The organism is Bacillus sp. RE35, assembly GCF_052146655.1.
Lineage (GTDB): Bacteria > Bacillota > Bacilli > Bacillales > Bacillaceae_G > Bacillus_A > Bacillus_A cereus.
Genome location: NZ_CP197377.1, coordinates 747,501 through 765,427, shown reverse-complemented (window position 1 = coordinate 765,427; position 17,927 = coordinate 747,501). Strand labels below are relative to the sequence as shown.

The following is a 17,927-nucleotide window of genomic DNA, read 5'->3' as shown; positions in this document are numbered from 1 at the left end:
CCTCCATTACTTCAATGTAAGAAATTCTGCAATTGGACCGAGTACTAACATCGGGAAGAATGTTAATGCACCGACAATTACAATTGTTCCGATGAAGATGCCACCAAATAAACTATTATCTGTACGGAACGTTCCGACTGTTTCTGGCACTACCGTTTTTTCTTTCAATGAAGCTGCCACAGCTAGCATCGTAATTAAACTGAAGTAACGTCCTAAAAACATAACTAAACCAGTCGTAATATTCCAAAACGGTGTATTATCTCCTAATCCTTCAAATCCAGATCCGTTATTCGCAGCTGACGATGTATATTCATATACCACTTGCGTCAAACCGTGGAAACCGGAATGAGAAATAGCATCCGTCCCTAAATTTGTTGAAAGAGCTAATGCCGAAAATCCTAAAATGAGCAATGGATGAAATAAAATCGTGACCGCGATTAATTTCATTTCCTTACCTTCAATCTTTTTACCTAAAAACTCTGGTGTCCGTCCAACCATTAACCCAGATATAAACACCGCGATAATTGCATACATAATAATGTTTACAAAACCTGCTCCAACGCCGCCATACACAGTATTTAACATCATATTTACAAGCGGAACTAAACCGCCAATTGGTGTTAACGTATCATGCATCGTATTAACAGCGCCTGTTTCAGCAGCTGTCGTTACCGTTGCGTATAGTGAAGAAAATACTGTTCCAAATCGTACTTCTTTCCCTTCTGTACTTCCTTGTACATGTTCGATACCCATTCCATTTAATGCCGGGTTCCCGTTTAGTTCAGATGTCGTAATCGTTATAAACCCTAGTAAAAATACCATAAATAGTGACACGAAAAGGATGCGGCCTTGTTTTTTATTTCCGACCATTCGTCCGTACGTAAATGGAAGTGCTGTTGGTAATAACATCATAAGCATCATTTGCAAAATATTACTCATTTGTCCTGGATTTTCGAAAGGATGCGTAGAGTTTGCTCCGAAAAATCCACCGCCGTTATTTCCAAGTTCCTTAATGGAAACGAATGATGCAACAGGTCCACGTAAAATACTTTGCTTTGCACCTTCAATCGTTTGTGCTGTAACCGCCCCATCTAACGTTTGTGGTACGCCAAGTGCGACAAAAACTAGTGCCGCAATAAATGCAATAGGAAGAAACACTCTCGTTAACGCTCTCGTAAAATCAACGAAAAAGTTACCAAGTTCTTTTCCAGCAAGTCCTCTTATAAAAGCCATAACGAGCGCTAATGTCGTTGCTGGTGCCGCAAACATTAAAAATGTAATTCCGATTAATTGTGATAAATAAGATAAACCATTTTCACCGCTATAATGCTGTAAGTTTGTATCAGCCATAAAACTAATTGCTGTATTAAAAGCGAGCGTAGGCTCCATCCCTTCAATATGCGCTGGATTTAGTGGCAGCACACCTTGTAATCTGAAAATGAAGTATACGACAACGATCATAAATCCATTTAATAAAACTAATGATAATGCGTACTGTTTCCACGTTTGATTGTATGCTTTTACACCCGTAATTTTAAAAATAAGTTTTTCAAAAGGCCCGAATACTTTATCTAACGTTTTGCTACCTTGAAAAGCTTTTTCTAAATAAATCCCCGTTGGCTTTGCTACTAAAATAAACAAGAGCATTGTAATAATGACTGCAACCCAAATCATAATGAATGATTCCCCCTAATTAAAACTTCTCTGGATTTAATAATGCATACACTAAATACACTGTAATTGCTGCGACAATAACCGATAAGACAATCATCATGATTGCTTTCCTTCTTTCACAACTTTATCTGACCAACTTGCAAGACTTGCCATCGATGCAACTAATAAAATAAAAATCCCGACCATTACAACATCTAACATAACTATCCCTCTCTTTTTGTTAAAATTTACCATTTAAATATTGAAAAAGAACACTGAGCTCTACTCAGTGTTCAAAAAATGAACAACAAAAAGTAAACCTCCTCTCTAAACGCTTACGAGGTTAGCTGTCGGATTCGGGCCTAAAGAGTAGCCCTACTTTCAAAACTGAAAGATTCACCCCAAGTGACGATGCACAAAATTGGTTCCCCCGCTCCATTTCTGGAACTCAGCGATTTTAGGTTTTTTTGGAAATTTTATGAATGATTTATGAGAGTAAATATACTCCTCTATATTTCACTTGTAAAGGGGTAAATTACTGAAAATAATAATATTTACATTCATTTAAACGCTTACATTGAAGATTATTACTGTTATTTCATCTATTTTCTTTATTTCTCTTTTCTTTTCTTAAAAATGACCTTTTAAATATGAAATAAAAAGAGCGAATGACATGAAGTGCATAGCTTGTTGCACTCAGCATTCGCTCTTTTTTATTCAACCTTTATTCTCCTCGTAAAAATGCACGTAAATTTCTCCCACGAATATAAACTTGTGTCAATTCTGCATGTAGCTGCTCATACTCGGTAATATCCATCTCTAAATACAAAGCATCTTTTGATGGTAATATAATATATGGCCCTGGAAAAAGGGGATCAATCTGGACCAATTCTTGAACTCGCTCTACCGATACTGCCCAACGATTTGCTATATCTCCAAGTAATAGTACCTTCATCATTTCTTCCCCCGCCCTATTCAAAAAATAAAAAAGAAATATTATCACAATTTGTAAACACGACAAACTTAGCTCCAATGGTTTCATAGAGCCTCGCTGGATATCGTTTATTCCTTGTAACAACAGTAATAGGTGCTTGAAAAGAAAAACGAATGTGTTCTGTGAAGAAACTAACGATTGGAAGCTCATCCCCTAGTAAAATGACCTTCTTAATACACTCACAAATACTAGTAAAATCCTGCTCCTTACTACAACTATAAGTCCAATCAAACCCACAATTCCTAACTTCAGCCGCTACCTCTTCATTTGCTGTAAAAATAACTAACTCATGTTGAAATGCAACTAGATCTCTTAAACTATTTACCTTACTTTCTTCTCCAACACAAATAAGTGTTAGTTCCATGTACCTCATCCTCCTTAGTATAAAAGAAATCAAACATAGATTGATATTCCCCTATACTAATCAGATCGATGAAGTGATGTATCCATCATGGCACCGTCCTCTCTCAAGACGCTTACGAAGTTAGCTGTCGGATTCGGGCTTTGAGAGTAGCCCTACTTTCAAATTTGAAAGATTCACCCCTAGTGACACTGCACAAATTGGTTCCTCCGCTCCATATAATTGGACTCAGCGTTTACAAAAAAATATATTCTGGCTGATATATTACTCCTGTATTTTGAAAAAGTAAACAGAAAAAAAGCCAGTTATAAAACTGGCTTTTCACTTATCTATACACGCGTTCTATTCACTTTATACGCAAAATGATTCGTTGGTCCATGACCACTACCAATATTCAATGGCTCTTCAATTGCTATACTAATAAATCGTTTTGCTTCTTGAACAGCATCTTCAATTGAGTATCCTTTCGCAAGTCCTGCTGTAACCGCTGAAGCAAATGTGCACCCACTTCCGTGCGTTTGCTTTGAAGGAATTCGCTCGCTTCTAAACTCAATAAATTCTTCTCCATCAAAGAGGAAATCAATTACTTCATTACCTTGATATTCTGCATGTCCGCCCTTCATAAGCACATATTTAGCACCTAATTCGTGCAATACTTTTGCAGCTTCCTTACTATCTTCAACATTATGAATCTCCACCCCAGTTAACACTTCTGCTTCTGGAACATTCGGTGTTATAACGGTTGCTACTGGTAATAAATATTCTTTTAATGCATGAACTGCTTCTTGCTGTAATAATGATGCACCGCCTTTTGCGATCATAACGGGATCTAGCACAATATTATTCCAGCCAAATTTTTTAATTTGTTCTGCAACAATTTGAATTATTTCACTACTAAATAACATTCCTAGTTTCACTGCATCTGGTGTTAAATCCGTACCAATTGAATTCAGCTGTTCTGTAATACCTTCTAACGGAACAGGATATACCCCTTGAACGCCAAGCGTGTTTTGAGCAGTAATTGCCGTAATAGCCGTCATTCCGTATACACCAAGCTCTTGGAATGTTTTTAAATCTGCCTGAATTCCAGCACCGCCGCCGCTATCAGACCCTGCAATTGTTAAAGCTTTATTCACTTTCATCCCACTCATCCTTTTCTATCCAAAATAGCGATGATAAATTGTTTTTGCTTCGCTTATATCTTTCGTTCCATGTACGAGCACACGGCCATCTTTAAAGGCTACTAACCTCTTGTCTTCAACAGAAAATGATAGTAAATATGGATTTATATTTAAATCATTTACACGACCTTCCAACAACTCTTTATATTGTTCAAAATTCATTTCATCTTTATGAGGTGGTCTAATTTGAACTGTATTTCGCCCGCATAAAACTGCTGTTTTTGATGTGTTTTCTTTATTTAAATACGGATATAATGCATTCTCTCCGCATGAAGGACAATTATGCTGGCGAAGTTTTTGCACATTCATACATGAATACTCATTCTTCCACATATCAAACGATACAAGCCCATCTCGAAGTGATTCGTAATCTTCTACTAACAGTTTAAGAGCTTCTGTTACTTGATGAGAAACGACAAGAGATACAGCAGGTGATATAATACCCGCTGTATCACATGTTGCCCCGCCAAGCGGAATCGACTGTAATAAACATGATAAACATGGTGTTTTACTAGGAAGGATTGTGTAAGAAAGACCGTAACTACCTACACATGCACCGTAAATCCATGGAATAGAATATTTTTGTGATATATCATTTACAATAAAGCGCGTTTCGAAATTATCAGTCGCATCAATAATTACATCAACATTTATAACAAGTTCTTCTAGCTCTTCAGCTGTTACATCTTGAACGAGAGCTTCTATTGTTACATCACTATTAATCTCTTCTAAACGTTTTTTAGCCGCTATAGCTTTTGGAAGATTATTCTTTACGTCGCTCTCTGCATACAATTGTTGTCTTTGTAAATTACTCCAATCTACATAATCACGGTCAACAATTGTTATCTTGCCAACACCTGCTCTTACAAACATCTCTGCATTTGCACTACCTAATGCACCTGCACCGATAATAAGCACATGCTTTTCTCTTATCTTTTGCTGTCCTTCTTCTCCAATTGGAGAAAATAGTTCTTGGCGAGAATATCGATTATTCAACTACGCTCATTCCTTCTAAAGGACTACTTGCAGTTGCACAACGCTTACGTGCAATGCGACCTGCTTCAAATCCTAAACGGCCTGCTTCAATACTTAATTTCATTGCTTGTGCCATTTTAATAGGATCTTTTGCTCCTGATACAGCTGTATTTAATAACACGCCATCTGCTCCTAATTCCATTGCAAATGCCGCATCAGCTGGGCTACCAATACCGGCATCAACGATAACTGGTACTGTCGCTTGTTCAATAATGAAGCTCAAATTTAATGGATTTACAATACCAAGTCCTGATCCGATTGGAGATGCTCCTGGCATAATCGCATGCACGCCAAGCTCTTGTAATTTACGTGCTAATACAACATCATCAGATGTATACGGAAGTACGATAAATCCTTCTTCCAGTAACATTTCAGATGCCTTTAATGTTTCTACCGGATCAGGTAATAACGTTCTATCATCACCAATAACTTCTACCTTTATCATGTCACAAAGCCCAGAAGCTTTTGCTAATTTTGCAATACGAACAGCCTCTTCAGCGTTTTTTGCTCCTGCTGTATTTGGTAATAACGTATATTTTTTCACATCAAGTTTCTCTAATAAATTAGGTTGCTTTGCATCAAAGATATCCATACGACGTACTGCAAACGTTAAAATTTCAGCTTCAGAAACGTCAATTGCCTTTTGCTGTACGTCAAAATCAGGGAATTTACCTGTTCCTAATAAAAGTCTAGAATGAAATGAAAATGGTCCAATGTTTAACATAATCAACCGCCTCCTACGAAAGTTACAATCTCAATTTGGTCTCCATCAAAAACAGATGTATCTGTATGATTATCTTTTTGTAAAATATCTTTATTACGCTCTACTACAACAATTCTGTTATCTAGCTCTAAATGTGTAAGTAGCTCAGCTACTGTTTTTACACTCGCTGGCACTTCAATTTGGTTACCATTAATTTTTAAATTCAAACTTCCATCCCCTTTCTAAACTCTTCTAGAAAGCAATGAATCTAGCAAATGATTCTCTTGCGTTCCTTCTATTAAATCAGCCATATATTGGCCAGAAATAGGACTTAATAAAATACCGTTTCGATAATGGCCCGTGCAAGCATATAAACCTTTTATTTCTTCATGCTCTCCCATATAAGGAGCTTCATGATTCGATTGTGGTCTTAATCCTGCCCACGTGCTTTCCCATTCTGCTTCTTTTAAAGCTGGCAATATTGTATAAGCACGCTCTAATATAGAAGTTATACTTTCTGGCTGCACAGTTTTATTGAACGTATGTGGCTTCATTGTTGCCCCAATTACGTAACGTCCACCGCGCTTTGGAGTAATGTAAAATCTTTCTTGAAAAATAGGTGCTTTTAAAAGTTGTTTTCTACTTCTTACCGCAACCACTTCTCCTTTAACTGGATATGTACCCCAATCGCGGTGAAAATAACTGAGTAACTTCGTGCTCCATGAACCTCCTGCAATAACGACTTTCTCACATGTGACAATACCTTCACTTGTAATAACTCCAGTCACTTTATTATTTTCAATACGGATATCAAATACTTCTGTCTGTTCATATATATCAGCACCGGAAATCGCTGCAGAATGTGCGAATGCTTTCGTAAGCTCTGGTGCAATAACATGACCGTCTTTCGGATAATATACTGCTCCTATAATAGATTCGGATAGATATGGCTCTTTTTCCCGCACATGGTCTCCCGTTAGAAAATAAGAATCTTCACCTGTTTTCTGCTGCCAATCCATAATGTGAAGAATTCTTTCCTTCTCATCTTCATTTTGAGCAATACGATAAATTCCTTTTTCTTCATATCCAATATCAACACCCGTCTTTTCACGTAAAACTGCTGCAAGTTGTGGAAATATAGCTCGGCTTTCTCTAGCAAGTTCAAATAGCGGATCATACGCATCCCATTCTGCCTGAACACCAAGTAAACCAGCAGCTGCTTTTGAAGCTTCCGATGCAATACTTTGCTTCTCCACAATCGCTACTTTATGTCCTCTTTCTGCTAGAAAATGTGCAACTGAACTACCAATTACACCACCACCAATAATCGCTACATCATACTTCTCACACATGTTTTTCCGCCCACTTTCTTATTGATTCCTTATAAGATTTCGCTTTGCTATACGGGTTACTACTACTTACAATTCCAGACATAACTGCTATACCGCTTACACCGTTAGTAAGAACATCCACTGTGTTTTCTGGGGTAATTCCTCCAATTGCTGTAATCGGTATAGATAAACACCTTGCAATGTCTGAAATTTCTTCAAGCCCTCTCGCTGGCACACCTTTTTTACAATCTGTCGGAAATACATGGCCATAAACGAGTGAATCCGCTCCATTTTTAAAAGCTACTATTGCTTCATCTAGCGAATGCACAGAATAACCGACATGCAAATACGAAAACTTTTCTTTCACTGACTTTACATCTGTACTTCGATATCCTAGTTGAACACGAGGAATATTTAATAAAATTGCAATATCAATTCGATCGTTTATGACAATTTTAGAAGCTGGAAAGCCCTCCATTAATAGACTTTCCACACCTTCATATAATTCCTTCGTACTCTTCTCACGCTCACGAATATGCAAATAATCAATCTCACTCTCAATTTGCATCGCTACATTCACTAACTCTTCGAATGGCATATGGCCATTTGAGATTACGTGGAGCTCATTTTTCATATTCATTCGCCTACTTTAAAATATTTTCGAATAATTCATCGGCTGGGACGGTTTCTTTCGTCATTCCTTTGTCCTTCAGCCACTTATTTTGTTTCTCCCAAGATTCTTTTGAATCTGATAAGAATGGCTCATCTTTCGTTTCCATCTTCTCTAATAAAATTTTCATACTTTCCTTTTCAACTTCTGGCACAAGTGGGAAGTTTTCTTTTTCTTGATGATTTAATAAAATATTCAATGCTTCATCTGGGTTTTTCTTCATGAAATCATAGCCTTTTTTCGTACCACGTAAGAAAGCTTGCAACGCCTCTTTATCTTTTTTCAACGTTTTATCACCTGTTACAAACACAAGCTCATGATAGTTTGGTACTCCGTAATCAGCTGGATTAAAGTACGCTGGTTCATGGCCTTCATGACGCATAACAGGTACTTCATGGTTAATGTATGCCCCTGTTACCGCATCTACTTTCTTCGTAATTAATGCTGGTACTAAATCAAAGCCAACATCTACTACTTTCACTGTATCAGGATTACCACCAGCTTCTTTTACCATCGTTTTTAAATACATCTCACTTAATGGTGTTCCAGAGTATCCTACTGTTTTTCCTTCTAAATCTTTCGGTGATTGAATGCCCGCTGATTTCAGTGATACAACATGATTTAATGGTGAACGTACGACAGCCCCAATTGATTTCACTGGAATTTGCTCATTCGCTTTCGCCATAACAACATCTGGCTGATAATACAAGCCAACTGTCACCTTCCCTGCTGCTGCCAGCGTTAATGGATCAGTCGGATTAGAAGGGAATTTAATATTTACCTTTACACCTTCTTCTTTAAAGTATCCTTTTTCAATTGCTGCATAGATAAAGCTATGTACCGCATTTGGATACCAATCTAACATGACTGTTATTTCTTTCTCTTTTTTACTTTTGTCTGATGCTGAATTACTCGAACATCCTGCAATTATTGCAATTAATAATGTAAACACAAAGATGTGCTTTAAAAATTTCATGAATGCTTCCTCCAACTAATGAATTTCTTTTCTAATATGGAAATAATTACGACGAAGAAAATAGCTAATAATGATAACAATACAATAGGTGCAAATACGCCAGCTCCATCTAACTGCGTCATCATTCTCTTACTGAAATATCCAAGCCCAGCTTGTGCACCGAGCCATTCTCCAATTGCTGCTCCGATAACACTAAGCGGAACTGCAATTTTTAAAGCTGAGAAAAAATAAGGAAGAGCAGACGGCAACTTTAATTTAAGAAAAATATCTCTTTTTGTTGCTCCATATGTAACTAAGAGCTCCTCCCATTCTTTTTTCGTACTACGCAGTCCATCATACGTATTGACCGCAATTGGGAAAAACGTAATTAAAACTGTGACAACAACCTTACTCCAAATTGTATATCCAAACCATAAAACAAATAGCGGAGCAAGCGCAGTAATCGGAATCGTTTGTGAAGCAACTAATAATGGATAAAATGCTCTCTCCATCCATGTACTCGCATTCATTAACATCGCTAGCCCTACACCTAATACGATAGAGATAACAACACCTATTAAAACGACGTATAACGTTGCAGGTAAATGAACTGTAAATAATATGTCTTTTAGTTTCCATATCTTCATTAAAATCGCAGAAGGTGACGGTAAAATGTACATCTCATCTACAATTCTTGCTCCTATTTCCCACACAGCTAGTAAAATACTAGAAAGTGTAATAGCAGGAACTAATTCTTTCAATCGGTTCATCACACAAGTACCTGCCTTTGTAACATACTAAGAAGCTCATCTTTCAGCGCTAATACTTCCGGTTTATATAAATCTTTTCGTGTTCTGTTATGATCAAGCGGTACAGTCCGCTCAGTCAAAGTCGTTATCGGCTGCTGTTCCACTACTAAAACTCTGTTTGAAAGAAATAACGCTTCTTCAACATCATGAGTAATGAATAAAATTGTTTTTTCCCACTCTTGCCATTGTTCAAACAACCATTCTTGCAAAGAGGCCTTCGTTAAAGCATCCAACGCACTAAACGGTTCATCTAACAGCAATATCTCCCCGCCTGTTAATAAAGTTCGAATAAAAGATACACGTTGTCTCATACCACCAGATAAATCTTTCGGATATTTTTTCTCATACCCTTGCAAACCAAATTTATGTAACAGTTCCTTTGCCTTTACTTCTGCTTCTTTCTTCTGTACACCTTGGCACTCTAGCGGCAGGGCAGCATTCTCAATAATTGTTCTCCACGGCAAAAGCATATCTTTTTGCGGCATATATCCTACAGGATGGTTCTTTGTTTCTGTCAGTTCTATCTGTCCAGTACTTACCTTTTCTAGACCTGTAATAAGGCGAAATAAAGTACTTTTTCCACATCCACTCGGTCCGATAATACTGACAAACTCTTTCTCATGTATAGAAGCATTTAATTCATGGATGATTGGTTTCTCATCGTAATGAAAAGAAACATTATGAAACTGTAGTATGTTCTTGCTCCTCAAATCCCCACATCTCCTTACGATAGGACATATCCCAGAATAAATATTCAAATCGACTGGAATATAAGAAGATCTCCTCTAATCTTTCTAGTTCTTTCTCAGACTTTCCAACTGCCATTTCATTTAATAAATCTATTAACCAAATACAAAGATTACCGTATTCTTCCGAACTATATCCTTGAATCCACTCACCAAAAAACTCATGATCTCTTGCTCCAGGAATATCATTTAAACGCTTTCCAATTTCCCAATAGCTCCACATACATGGAAGAAGCGCTGCTATTAATTCCGCAAGTGTGCCATTTTGAGATACAGACATCATGTAATTTGTATAAGCTAAATTTTTAGCAGATGGTTTCGCAGACTCTATCTCCTCTATAGAAATTCCAAGTCTTTTTGCATATTGTTTATGGATTGTCATTTCGCCATTTAATATTCCATCAATTTGTTCAGCGAACTTTCCCATTACTTGTGGATTCGTTGCTTTTACAACACCAATCGCATATAACTTTGCATAATCTAGCAGATATAAATAATCTTGAATAATATAATACTGAAATTTATCTTTTTCTAACGTGCCATCTCCCATACCCACTACAAACGGATGATTATGACTCATCTCCCAAACCGGTTGCACAGTTTCTAATAATCTATCGCAAAATTTCATTTCTCTATCCCCTTTCAATATATGTATCTAAATAAAAAACCACTTCTATATATAAGAAGTGGTTACAGCAAATAAAGTTATACATTTATTCGATGTTCCACTTCCCTTCGCTAGTATTACCTAGATCAGGTGTTGTAAGGGTTAAGGATTATTCCTCTCTCAGCAAGTCAAGCACCCCTAGTGGTTTCAATATGAAATTTTCAAATAAAAAAGCCCCGTTTCTATACGCAAAGAAACGGGGACTCATTGTTAGTGTCCGAATTGCTTCCCTACGCTAGCATAATCTAGATCAGGTAATAAAAAGGATCAAAGGCTTACGGCCTACTCTCAGCTGGCAACACCAGCTCTCCTAGCAAACTATAAAATTATCACTGTCAGTATAACACCCTAATAAGACATCATCAACTTTTTTAATTTTCTTAATTATCAACATAATATCAAAATTATACAATACATACATTCTATTTTAGAAAATAAAACCCCAATTAATTGTATAAAAAGGAATCATTATCCTCAAAAAATTTATTTTTATATTGATTTCATATTACATTTATGTGAATACCCCCACTATATTATATCTTTATACTATAATAAAATTACAACTATACAACTAGAGGAGGTCTCTATTCCATGAATATGAAAGCTACTGCTTTAACAGCAACTACTGTAGCGATTGCTTCTTTACTTCCTTCTATGGGTGAAACAAATGTACAAAAAGCAAACGCTGAACAATTATCTAATATTAAAACTGGGTATGTCAAAGTCGATCAAGTAGCATTACATACAGAAGATAACGTAAAAAGCACATCAATTGATACAATTCGCTTTAATACAAAAGTGAACATCATTGAAACAACTAATGGTTGGTATAAAGTATCTGTTCATAATAAAGTAGGTTATGTACAAAAAGATGCTATTTTACTAAAAAACAAACTTCAATCTAATGATCAATACATCGTTAATGCTAATGCATTAAACGTTCGCTCTGAACCTAATTTAGAATCTTCCATTTTAGATGTATTACCAAATGGTAAGTTTATTACCGTTCAAGAAGATCAAGGCGAATGGTATAAAATATCACATAATGGCCAAACAGGTTACGTACAAAAAGCATTCATCTCTAATGGTTCACAACCCTTAGTAAAAGGAATCACCGTTCAAAATAATACAAAATATACTGTTGCAACACCTAATCTAAATGTACGTAGCACCGCTAGTACAAGTAGCGCTCTACTCGGTTCATTACAAAACGGTACTCAAGTACAAGTAGTAGAAACTGTAGGTACTTGGTATAAAATTCGTTTTGGCACAGGATACGGATATGTAGCAAAACACTATGTAGTACAAAATCAACCACAAGCTAAAACAGATCAGCCTTCATCAATTCCAGCTGCTTTCAAATTCCCCGCTCAAGGAAGAATTAGCTCAACCTTTGATATACGCTGGGAACAAATGCATTATGGTATAGATATTGCCGCTCCAGGAAACGTCTCTATCCAAGCTGCTGCTGCAGGTAAAGTTGTGAAATCTTATTATTCAGCTAGCTATGGCAATGTTGTTTTCATTGCGCATCAAATCAATGGGAAATTATATACAACTGTTTATGCTCATATGAAGGATCGCACTGTACAAGCTGGTGATCAAGTACAAACTGGACAATTAATAGGTCATATGGGAAACACAGGTCATTCATACGGGCAACATCTTCATTTTGAATTACATAATGGAGAATGGAATTTTGAAAAAACAAATGCAGTAAATCCACTGCCATATTTAGTTAGGTAAATTGTATGCCACGCAATATACCTCTTATAATTGAATACGTAGCCTTTTTAGGTTTAATCTGTTGTTTAATCATTTACAATACAAACATTGTATTTTTATCTATTATTATTGCTTTTGTTGCATTAGAAATTATGATGGAATCATTTCAAGTGCAACTAAAACAAAAAATTGCCCATATTTATAATGCTATTTTTCTTTTGAGTGCTCTCATAACAAATATAATTAGTAATGGCTTTTATTTATCTACTGTATTTCCAGTATTCTTTATGGCTGTTTTATTATTTGTAGCTAGATATATTAATGTCCCTTATAACCAAAAACAAAAACAAGAAGCTTAGAAAGAGGAGACACTGTGTACCAATCTTTCAAAGATACTCCAATAAAATACACATTGAATTTGTATAAGAAAGCCAATACTTTTTTTGGTATACAAGGAAGTTATACTGCACAACTCCTCCTATATGGAATGTTGTTTCTTGTCTTAATCACTTTCTCCTTGTTTTACTAACAAAAAAGGATCTCACATAAACTGGAGATCCTTTTTAATTTATATTAATTTTTCATATCGAAAATATTGTTTATCCACAAGCATATTTTTCATAAATAAAGCTCAGATTATATTTTTTCTCTAAGCTCATTCGTTGTTCGTCATCGCACCAATAGAAAAGAATATCATGAATCGTTGCGTAACGCTTATTTTTAAGAAATAGCCTAAAAAATGATGGTAAACAATCATGTAATTGTATAAATATATAATTGCGTAGTGTTTCTTCTTTATATTCAATGCCCTTACAAATATACAGTAATTCTTCACAATAATATGCATGCTGTGGAACTTGTATCATTTCGAAAAATGGCACATAAGATAGTAGCTTTCCAATAAAATGACCATATCGATCCATTACTCCTATCGTCATATGCTCCATCATTTCTTTCATCACATATAAATAATCATCTACATGCGTTGTCTTTAATGGGTCTAAGCGATCGGAAATTTGAGATAATACAGCTCTTTGACATGCTAAAACTGCCTGACTAGGTCCATAATATGATAGGAAATCTGTACACTTACGATATTTCCGTAATAAATCATGTGTATACAAATCATATACAAAAGTATTACAATACATTGCTAAACTCATCATATCACTATTTAATTGCTCTTTTGATAATGATTTCGCTCTCTTGCACATATAAAAGAATGTAAATTCCAATACTTCTTTATGAGATAATAAATGTTTACAATCGGTTATACACTTCTCATTAAATTTAACTCTATCCCAAATTTCAATATCCCTATCTGTCAATTCACCTATACGATATTTAATAATTAAATAATTTAAAGCAACTGATTGCGTCAAAAGATCCCATGTTTCATATTCCAATGAAGTATGAACAAACTCAGCTAATCCTTGCGCTATCATAAAATCATTTGCCTCTTCATACCAACCAATCTCTTGGCATAAGCGAAGAATACGCACTAAAGTTGGAATTTCATCTTTATGAAACTGCGGTAATTTCTTTGCTTTATTCATGCCATATACGATAAATGCCGCTAAATTTTCTTCTTTATAAAATTCTTTCTCTTTCCATACTAATATAGTTCGTTCTTTCCCCTCACCTTTTGGGTGACAAGGTACAAGCAAAGAAAATAATTCAGCGAAATTATTTGGTTCTATATATGTATCTGTAACCAAATTCCAATTTGGATCGCCCTGTACAGCCTTCATATAATTCCCCTTCCCTTTTCATCTATGTAGGAAATATTAATTTATTATCGCACCACTAAAAATTAATATTGTTATATTCAAAATCTCTCATAACACTTATATCTATCAGTATATCATCTTTTCTCTTATTAAAAATTAAGAATAACAAATTTTAAAAAAATGTCGAAATTATTAACCACATACTTATTATATAATGTCTCAGATACATCACGCTAACATATTAGTTTAATCCATATATACTAGAATAATGTATCTGAAATTTATATATAATTTAGCTCTTTATGAGTGACCATTAAACTCTCGGTTAATGAAAGTTTCAATTTACTCTGTACGCTCTGAGATTTCGCTCAAGGCAAATCCAGCTTGATCATCTGCTGATTCCCTTATAGCTAAATCTCCTAGTGCTAACATGCCAATAAGTTGACCACTATCAACTACTGGTAATCGTCTAATTTGATGCTGTGCCATTAGCTCTGTAGCTTTTTCAATAGAATCATTTGGAGAAACTGAGATAATATTTGTTGTCATTACATTTGTAATCTTATTAGATCCAGGATGTTTTTCAGCAATCCCTCGAACGACTAAATCACGATCAGTAACAAGCCCAACAACTTGCTCATTTTCAACAACAGGAATTAATCCAATCGATTCTTCCTTCATTTTTACAGCTGCCTCATATACATTGTCTAGCGGTGTACAATGTACAATATGGGTACTCATTAAGTCTCTCACTCGTGTCATTATGATTTCCTCCTTTTTATACATACCATAGCTTTTCCAAAATTCCTTTATTTATTTCTGGAAAGTAACGTAATAAAAAGGATTAACAAAATAAAAAAGAGCCAGCATAATGCTGACTCTTTTTTGTATGACCCGTACGGGATTCGAACCCGTGTTACCGCCGTGAAAGGGCGGTGTCTTAACCACTTGACCAACGGGCCATGGCTCCGCAGGTAGGACTCGAACCTACGACCGATCGGTTAACAGCCGATAGCTCTACCACTGAGCTACTGCGGAATAATATATGGTGGGCCTAAATGGACTCGAACCATCGACCTCACGCTTATCAGGCGTGCGCTCTAACCAGCTGAGCTATAGGCCCATATACTTTACAGGGGCAGTAGGAATCGAACCCACACTGGAGGTTTTGGAGACCTCAGTTCTACCTTTAAACTATGCCCCTAAATGATGCCGGCTAGAGGACTTGAACCCCCAACCTACTGATTACAAGTCAGTTGCTCTACCAATTGAGCTAAGCCGGCATAAAAAAATGGTGGCTCGGGACGGAATCGAACCGCCGACACGAGGATTTTCAGTCCTCTGCTCTACCGACTGAGCTACCGAGCCAACATAAATGGCGGTCCCGACCGGGGTCGAACCGGCGATCTCCTGCGTGACAGGCAGGCATGTTAACCACTACACCACGGGACCATTTGGTTGCGGGGACAGGATTTGAACCTGCGACCTTCGGGTTATGAGCCCGACGAGCTACCGTGCTGCTCCACCCCGCGACAATATAAAGTTTTAAAAATGGAGGAGGTAGAGGGATTCGAACCCCCGCGCGACTCTCGCCGCCTGTCGGTTTTCAAGACCGATCCCTTCAGCCGAACTTGGGTATACCTCCATGAAGGAAAAAATAAATATTTTATTATTATATGTCTAAACCATTAAAGAAAAAATGGAGGAGGTAGAGGGATTCGAACCCCCGCGCGATTCTCACCGCCTGTCGGTTTTCAAGACCGATCCCTTCAGCCGAACTTGGGTATACCTCCGAGACATATATTAAATAAAGTGGAGCCTAGCGGGATCGAACCGCTGACCTCCTGCGTGCAAGGCAGGCGCTCTCCCAGCTGAGCTAAGGCCCCATGTTTTTTGGGAATATCGGGAAGACAGGATTTGAACCTGCGACCCCCTGGTCCCAAACCAGGTGCTCTACCAAGCTGAGCCACTTCCCGTTAATAAAAGCGCGCCCGAGAGGAGTCGAACCCCTAACCTCTTGATCCGTAGTCAAACGCTCTATCCAATTGAGCTACGGGCGCATATGGTGCCGAGGGCGGGGGTCGAACCCGCACGGTGGTCACCCACCGCAGGATTTTAAGTCCTGTGCGTCTGCCTGTTCCGCCACCCCGGCATGTCATATTGAAAATTGGAGCGGAAGACGGGATTCGAACCCGCGACCCCAACCTTGGCAAGGTTGTATTCTACCACTGAACTACTTCCGCAAGACATGTATGAGTTATTTTATTAAAAGTGCGGGTGAAGGGAGTCGAACCCCCACGCCAAAGGCGCTAGATCCTAAGTCTAGTGCGTCTGCCAATTCCGCCACACCCGCATATTTCATTAAAATGGTGAGCCATGAAGGACTCGAACCTTCGACCCTCTGATTAAAAGTCAGATGCTCTACCAACTGAGCTAATGGCTCTTAATGGCTGGGCTAGCTGGATTCGAACCAGCGCATGACGGAGTCAAAGTCCGTTGCCTTACCGCTTGGCTATAGCCCATTAATTAAGAATGGTGGAGGGGGGCAGATTCGAACTGCCGAACCCGAAGGAGCGGATTTACAGTCCGCCGCGTTTAGCCACTTCGCTACCCCTCCGACATATATGGTGGAGGATGACGGGATCGAACCGCCGACCCCCTGCTTGTAAGGCAGGTGCTCTCCCAGCTGAGCTAATCCTCCATTTTGCCTGGCAACGTCCTACTCTCACAGGGACAAGGTCCCAACTACCATCGGCGCTAGAGAGCTTAACTTCCGTGTTCGGTATGGGAACGGGTGTGACCTCTCTGCCATCATTACCAGACTGTATTCATTTAAGACAAGAATCATTTTAACTCATTTGACCTCGAAAGTCAACAAGTTTTTTATATTCTTTCAAAACTAGATAACATTTGCTACATATTATATGGTTAAGTCCTCGATCTATTAGTATTCGTCAGCTCCACATGTCACCATGCTTCCACCTCGAACCTATCAACCTGATCATCTTTCAGGGATCTTACTAGCTTACGCTATGGGAAATCTCATCTTGAGGGGGGCTTCATGCTTAGATGCTTTCAGCACTTATCCCTTCCGCACATAGCTACCCAGCTATGCCCTTGGCAGAACAACTGGTACACCAGCGGTGCGTCCATCCCGGTCCTCTCGTACTAAGGACAGCTCCTCTCAAATTTCCTACGCCCACGACGGATAGGGACCGAACTGTCTCACGACGTTCTGAACCCAGCTCGCGTACCGCTTTAATGGGCGAACAGCCCAACCCTTGGGACCGACTACAGCCCCAGGATGCGATGAGCCGACATCGAGGTGCCAAACCTCCCCGTCGATGTGGACTCTTGGGGGAGATAA

Annotated in this window: 20 protein-coding genes, 20 tRNA genes, 2 rRNA genes and 4 riboswitches (1 of these 46 only partly in view); of the genes, 2 read left to right on the top strand and 40 right to left on the bottom strand. The window is 37.8% G+C overall.

Annotated elements, in window-relative coordinates; translation table 11 throughout:
- Positions 1-6: 6 nt before the first annotated feature.
- The 16 genes from kdpA to tenA all read right to left on the bottom strand — a co-directional run bounded on the left by kdpA (position 7) and on the right by tenA (position 11,066).
- A complete protein-coding gene (gene kdpA, locus ACTL4X_RS03955; RefSeq protein ID WP_000638330.1) occupies positions 7-1,674 on the bottom strand; it encodes a potassium-transporting ATPase subunit KdpA in 1,668 nt (555 codons plus the stop codon).
- A gap of 19 nt (positions 1,675-1,693) precedes the next feature.
- Complete coding sequence (gene kdpF / locus ACTL4X_RS03950) at positions 1,694-1,771, bottom strand: K(+)-transporting ATPase subunit F (RefSeq protein WP_223153441.1); 78 nt, start codon at positions 1,769-1,771, stop codon at positions 1,694-1,696.
- Entirely contained in the window at positions 1,771-1,875 is a 105-nt protein-coding gene (locus tag ACTL4X_RS03945) for a SipW-dependent-type signal peptide-containing protein (protein WP_000887894.1), read from the bottom strand. The genes kdpF and ACTL4X_RS03945 overlap by 1 nt, the downstream gene beginning before the upstream one ends.
- 96 nt (positions 1,876-1,971) lie before the next feature.
- A riboswitch (cyclic di-AMP (ydaO/yuaA leader) is annotated at positions 1,972-2,117 on the bottom strand.
- Between the two features lie 134 nt (positions 2,118-2,251).
- Positions 2,252-2,374, bottom strand: coding sequence for a hypothetical protein (locus ACTL4X_RS03940; RefSeq protein WP_001034421.1), 123 nt, complete (start codon positions 2,372-2,374; stop codon positions 2,252-2,254).
- Positions 2,375-2,377: 3 nt separating this feature from the next.
- Positions 2,378-2,611, bottom strand: a complete 234-nt coding sequence (locus ACTL4X_RS03935) for a hypothetical protein (RefSeq protein WP_002025339.1) — start codon at positions 2,609-2,611, stop codon at positions 2,378-2,380.
- 13 nt (positions 2,612-2,624) lie between these two features.
- Positions 2,625-3,011 (bottom strand): hypothetical protein, encoded by a 387-nt coding sequence (locus tag ACTL4X_RS03930; protein ID WP_000424087.1) that lies wholly within the window; start codon positions 3,009-3,011, stop codon positions 2,625-2,627.
- 93 nt (positions 3,012-3,104) lie between these two features.
- Positions 3,105-3,252, bottom strand: a riboswitch (cyclic di-AMP (ydaO/yuaA leader).
- Positions 3,253-3,337: 85 nt separating this feature from the next.
- Positions 3,338-4,150, bottom strand: coding sequence for a bifunctional hydroxymethylpyrimidine kinase/phosphomethylpyrimidine kinase (thiD, locus tag ACTL4X_RS03925; protein WP_000867372.1), 813 nt, complete (start codon positions 4,148-4,150; stop codon positions 3,338-3,340).
- Between the two features lie 15 nt (positions 4,151-4,165).
- On the bottom strand, positions 4,166-5,185 hold the full coding sequence (thiF, locus tag ACTL4X_RS03920; protein ID WP_001065417.1) for a thiazole biosynthesis adenylyltransferase ThiF: 1,020 nt from the start codon (positions 5,183-5,185) through the stop codon (positions 4,166-4,168).
- Positions 5,178-5,948, bottom strand: a complete 771-nt coding sequence (gene thiG / locus ACTL4X_RS03915) for a thiazole synthase (protein ID WP_000931981.1) — start codon at positions 5,946-5,948, stop codon at positions 5,178-5,180. The genes thiF and thiG overlap by 8 nt, the downstream gene beginning before the upstream one ends.
- A gap of 2 nt (positions 5,949-5,950) precedes the next feature.
- Complete coding sequence (gene thiS / locus ACTL4X_RS03910; protein WP_071740630.1) at positions 5,951-6,154, bottom strand: sulfur carrier protein ThiS; 204 nt, start codon at positions 6,152-6,154, stop codon at positions 5,951-5,953.
- Between the two features lie 15 nt (positions 6,155-6,169).
- Positions 6,170-7,279 (bottom strand): glycine oxidase ThiO, encoded by a 1,110-nt coding sequence (thiO, locus tag ACTL4X_RS03905; RefSeq protein ID WP_071740629.1) that lies wholly within the window; start codon positions 7,277-7,279, stop codon positions 6,170-6,172.
- The gene (gene tenI / locus ACTL4X_RS03900; protein ID WP_000787170.1) at positions 7,272-7,892 is read right to left on the bottom strand and encodes a thiazole tautomerase TenI; all 621 of its coding nucleotides are present in this window, start codon (positions 7,890-7,892) and stop codon (positions 7,272-7,274) included. Before tenI ends, thiO begins: the two co-directional genes overlap by 8 nt.
- Before the next feature lie 10 nt (positions 7,893-7,902).
- Entirely contained in the window at positions 7,903-8,904 is a 1,002-nt protein-coding gene (locus ACTL4X_RS03895) for an ABC transporter substrate-binding protein (RefSeq protein ID WP_000670347.1), read from the bottom strand.
- Positions 8,901-9,653 carry an ABC transporter permease gene (locus ACTL4X_RS03890; protein WP_001080853.1) on the bottom strand — a complete coding sequence of 251 codons (753 nt, stop codon included), beginning with the start codon at positions 9,651-9,653 and terminating at the stop codon, positions 8,901-8,903. Before ACTL4X_RS03890 ends, ACTL4X_RS03895 begins: the two co-directional genes overlap by 4 nt.
- Positions 9,653-10,402, bottom strand: a complete 750-nt coding sequence (locus ACTL4X_RS03885) for an ABC transporter ATP-binding protein (RefSeq protein WP_001256795.1) — start codon at positions 10,400-10,402, stop codon at positions 9,653-9,655. Before ACTL4X_RS03885 ends, ACTL4X_RS03890 begins: the two co-directional genes overlap by 1 nt.
- Positions 10,371-11,066 carry a thiaminase II gene (gene tenA, locus ACTL4X_RS03880; protein WP_000666827.1) on the bottom strand — a complete coding sequence of 232 codons (696 nt, stop codon included), beginning with the start codon at positions 11,064-11,066 and terminating at the stop codon, positions 10,371-10,373. Before tenA ends, ACTL4X_RS03885 begins: the two co-directional genes overlap by 32 nt.
- Before the next feature lie 85 nt (positions 11,067-11,151).
- A riboswitch (TPP riboswitch) is annotated at positions 11,152-11,255 on the bottom strand.
- 60 nt (positions 11,256-11,315) lie between these two features.
- A riboswitch (TPP riboswitch) is annotated at positions 11,316-11,427 on the bottom strand.
- Positions 11,428-11,696: 269 nt separating this feature from the next.
- Here tenA and ACTL4X_RS03875 point away from each other — a divergent pair.
- Positions 11,697-12,851, top strand: a complete 1,155-nt coding sequence (locus ACTL4X_RS03875) for an SH3 domain-containing protein (RefSeq protein WP_001056030.1) — start codon at positions 11,697-11,699, stop codon at positions 12,849-12,851.
- Positions 12,852-12,856: 5 nt separating this feature from the next.
- The gene (locus ACTL4X_RS03870; RefSeq protein WP_001137823.1) at positions 12,857-13,189 is read left to right on the top strand and encodes a hypothetical protein; all 333 of its coding nucleotides are present in this window, start codon (positions 12,857-12,859) and stop codon (positions 13,187-13,189) included.
- A 240-nt stretch (positions 13,190-13,429) separates the two neighbouring features.
- Here ACTL4X_RS03870 and ACTL4X_RS03865 read toward each other — a convergent pair whose 3' ends face one another.
- The 24 genes from ACTL4X_RS03865 to ACTL4X_RS03750 all read right to left on the bottom strand — a co-directional run.
- Positions 13,430-14,581 (bottom strand): DUF3965 domain-containing protein, encoded by a 1,152-nt coding sequence (locus ACTL4X_RS03865; protein WP_000648912.1) that lies wholly within the window; start codon positions 14,579-14,581, stop codon positions 13,430-13,432.
- A gap of 321 nt (positions 14,582-14,902) precedes the next feature.
- Positions 14,903-15,322 carry a CBS domain-containing protein gene (locus tag ACTL4X_RS03860; protein ID WP_000199006.1) on the bottom strand — a complete coding sequence of 140 codons (420 nt, stop codon included), beginning with the start codon at positions 15,320-15,322 and terminating at the stop codon, positions 14,903-14,905.
- Positions 15,323-15,450: 128 nt separating this feature from the next.
- Positions 15,451-15,522, bottom strand: a tRNA-Glu gene (locus ACTL4X_RS03855).
- 1 nt (position 15,523) lies between these two features.
- Positions 15,524-15,598 (bottom strand) — tRNA-Asn (locus ACTL4X_RS03850).
- 8 nt (positions 15,599-15,606) lie between these two features.
- A tRNA-Ile gene (locus tag ACTL4X_RS03845) sits at positions 15,607-15,683 on the bottom strand.
- A 10-nt stretch (positions 15,684-15,693) separates the two neighbouring features.
- Positions 15,694-15,764, bottom strand: a tRNA-Trp gene (locus tag ACTL4X_RS03840).
- Positions 15,765-15,770: 6 nt separating this feature from the next.
- Positions 15,771-15,843 (bottom strand) — tRNA-Thr (locus ACTL4X_RS03835).
- Positions 15,844-15,852: 9 nt separating this feature from the next.
- Positions 15,853-15,928 (bottom strand) — tRNA-Phe (locus ACTL4X_RS03830).
- 8 nt (positions 15,929-15,936) lie between these two features.
- Positions 15,937-16,012: transfer RNA gene (locus ACTL4X_RS03825), tRNA-Asp, on the bottom strand.
- A 3-nt stretch (positions 16,013-16,015) separates the two neighbouring features.
- Positions 16,016-16,092 (bottom strand) — tRNA-Met (locus ACTL4X_RS03820).
- Positions 16,093-16,112: 20 nt separating this feature from the next.
- Positions 16,113-16,205 (bottom strand) — tRNA-Ser (locus tag ACTL4X_RS03815).
- 55 nt (positions 16,206-16,260) lie between these two features.
- Positions 16,261-16,353: transfer RNA gene (locus tag ACTL4X_RS03810), tRNA-Ser, on the bottom strand.
- 20 nt (positions 16,354-16,373) lie between these two features.
- Positions 16,374-16,446, bottom strand: a tRNA-Ala gene (locus ACTL4X_RS03805).
- 16 nt (positions 16,447-16,462) lie between these two features.
- A tRNA-Pro gene (locus ACTL4X_RS03800) sits at positions 16,463-16,536 on the bottom strand.
- A 10-nt stretch (positions 16,537-16,546) separates the two neighbouring features.
- Positions 16,547-16,620, bottom strand: a tRNA-Arg gene (locus ACTL4X_RS03795).
- Positions 16,621-16,623: 3 nt separating this feature from the next.
- Positions 16,624-16,712, bottom strand: a tRNA-Leu gene (locus ACTL4X_RS03790).
- A 16-nt stretch (positions 16,713-16,728) separates the two neighbouring features.
- A tRNA-Gly gene (locus ACTL4X_RS03785) sits at positions 16,729-16,803 on the bottom strand.
- A gap of 29 nt (positions 16,804-16,832) precedes the next feature.
- Positions 16,833-16,913 (bottom strand) — tRNA-Leu (locus ACTL4X_RS03780).
- A gap of 14 nt (positions 16,914-16,927) precedes the next feature.
- Positions 16,928-17,003 (bottom strand) — tRNA-Lys (locus ACTL4X_RS03775).
- Between the two features lie 4 nt (positions 17,004-17,007).
- Positions 17,008-17,082 (bottom strand) — tRNA-Gln (locus ACTL4X_RS03770).
- Between the two features lie 11 nt (positions 17,083-17,093).
- Positions 17,094-17,177 (bottom strand) — tRNA-Tyr (locus ACTL4X_RS03765).
- Between the two features lie 8 nt (positions 17,178-17,185).
- Positions 17,186-17,261: transfer RNA gene (locus tag ACTL4X_RS03760), tRNA-Val, on the bottom strand.
- Between the two features lie 5 nt (positions 17,262-17,266).
- Positions 17,267-17,382, bottom strand: a 5S ribosomal RNA gene (gene rrf, locus ACTL4X_RS03755).
- 102 nt (positions 17,383-17,484) lie between these two features.
- Positions 17,485-17,927 (bottom strand): 23S ribosomal RNA (locus ACTL4X_RS03750) (it continues 2,479 nt past the right edge of the window).

Bases quoted from the DNA above. Each gene is read 5' to 3' on its own strand.
- tenI (WP_000787170.1), bottom strand. From the start codon at position 7,892: ATGAAAAATGAGCTCCACGTAATCTCAAATGGCCATATGCCATTCGAA.
- ACTL4X_RS03860 (WP_000199006.1), bottom strand. From the start codon at position 15,322: ATGACACGAGTGAGAGACTTAATGAGTACCCATATTGTACATTGTACA.
- thiG (WP_000931981.1), bottom strand. From the start codon at position 5,948: ATGTTAAACATTGGACCATTTTCATTTCATTCTAGACTTTTATTAGGA.
- ACTL4X_RS03875 (WP_001056030.1), top strand. From the start codon at position 11,697: ATGAATATGAAAGCTACTGCTTTAACAGCAACTACTGTAGCGATTGCT.
- kdpA (WP_000638330.1), bottom strand. From the start codon at position 1,674: ATGATTTGGGTTGCAGTCATTATTACAATGCTCTTGTTTATTTTAGTA.
- ACTL4X_RS03930 (WP_000424087.1), bottom strand. From the start codon at position 3,011: ATGGAACTAACACTTATTTGTGTTGGAGAAGAAAGTAAGGTAAATAGT.
- ACTL4X_RS03935 (WP_002025339.1), bottom strand. From the start codon at position 2,611: ATGATGAAGGTACTATTACTTGGAGATATAGCAAATCGTTGGGCAGTA.
- tenA (WP_000666827.1), bottom strand. From the start codon at position 11,066: ATGAAATTTTGCGATAGATTATTAGAAACTGTGCAACCGGTTTGGGAG.
- kdpF (WP_223153441.1), bottom strand. From the start codon at position 1,771: ATGATTGTCTTATCGGTTATTGTCGCAGCAATTACAGTGTATTTAGTG.
- ACTL4X_RS03865 (WP_000648912.1), bottom strand. From the start codon at position 14,581: ATGAAGGCTGTACAGGGCGATCCAAATTGGAATTTGGTTACAGATACA.
- ACTL4X_RS03890 (WP_001080853.1), bottom strand. From the start codon at position 9,653: ATGAACCGATTGAAAGAATTAGTTCCTGCTATTACACTTTCTAGTATT.
- ACTL4X_RS03945 (WP_000887894.1), bottom strand. From the start codon at position 1,875: ATGTTAGATGTTGTAATGGTCGGGATTTTTATTTTATTAGTTGCATCG.
- thiD (WP_000867372.1), bottom strand. From the start codon at position 4,150: ATGAAAGTGAATAAAGCTTTAACAATTGCAGGGTCTGATAGCGGCGGC.
- thiO (WP_071740629.1), bottom strand. From the start codon at position 7,279: ATGTGTGAGAAGTATGATGTAGCGATTATTGGTGGTGGTGTAATTGGT.
- ACTL4X_RS03870 (WP_001137823.1), top strand. From the start codon at position 12,857: ATGCCACGCAATATACCTCTTATAATTGAATACGTAGCCTTTTTAGGT.
- ACTL4X_RS03895 (WP_000670347.1), bottom strand. From the start codon at position 8,904: ATGAAATTTTTAAAGCACATCTTTGTGTTTACATTATTAATTGCAATA.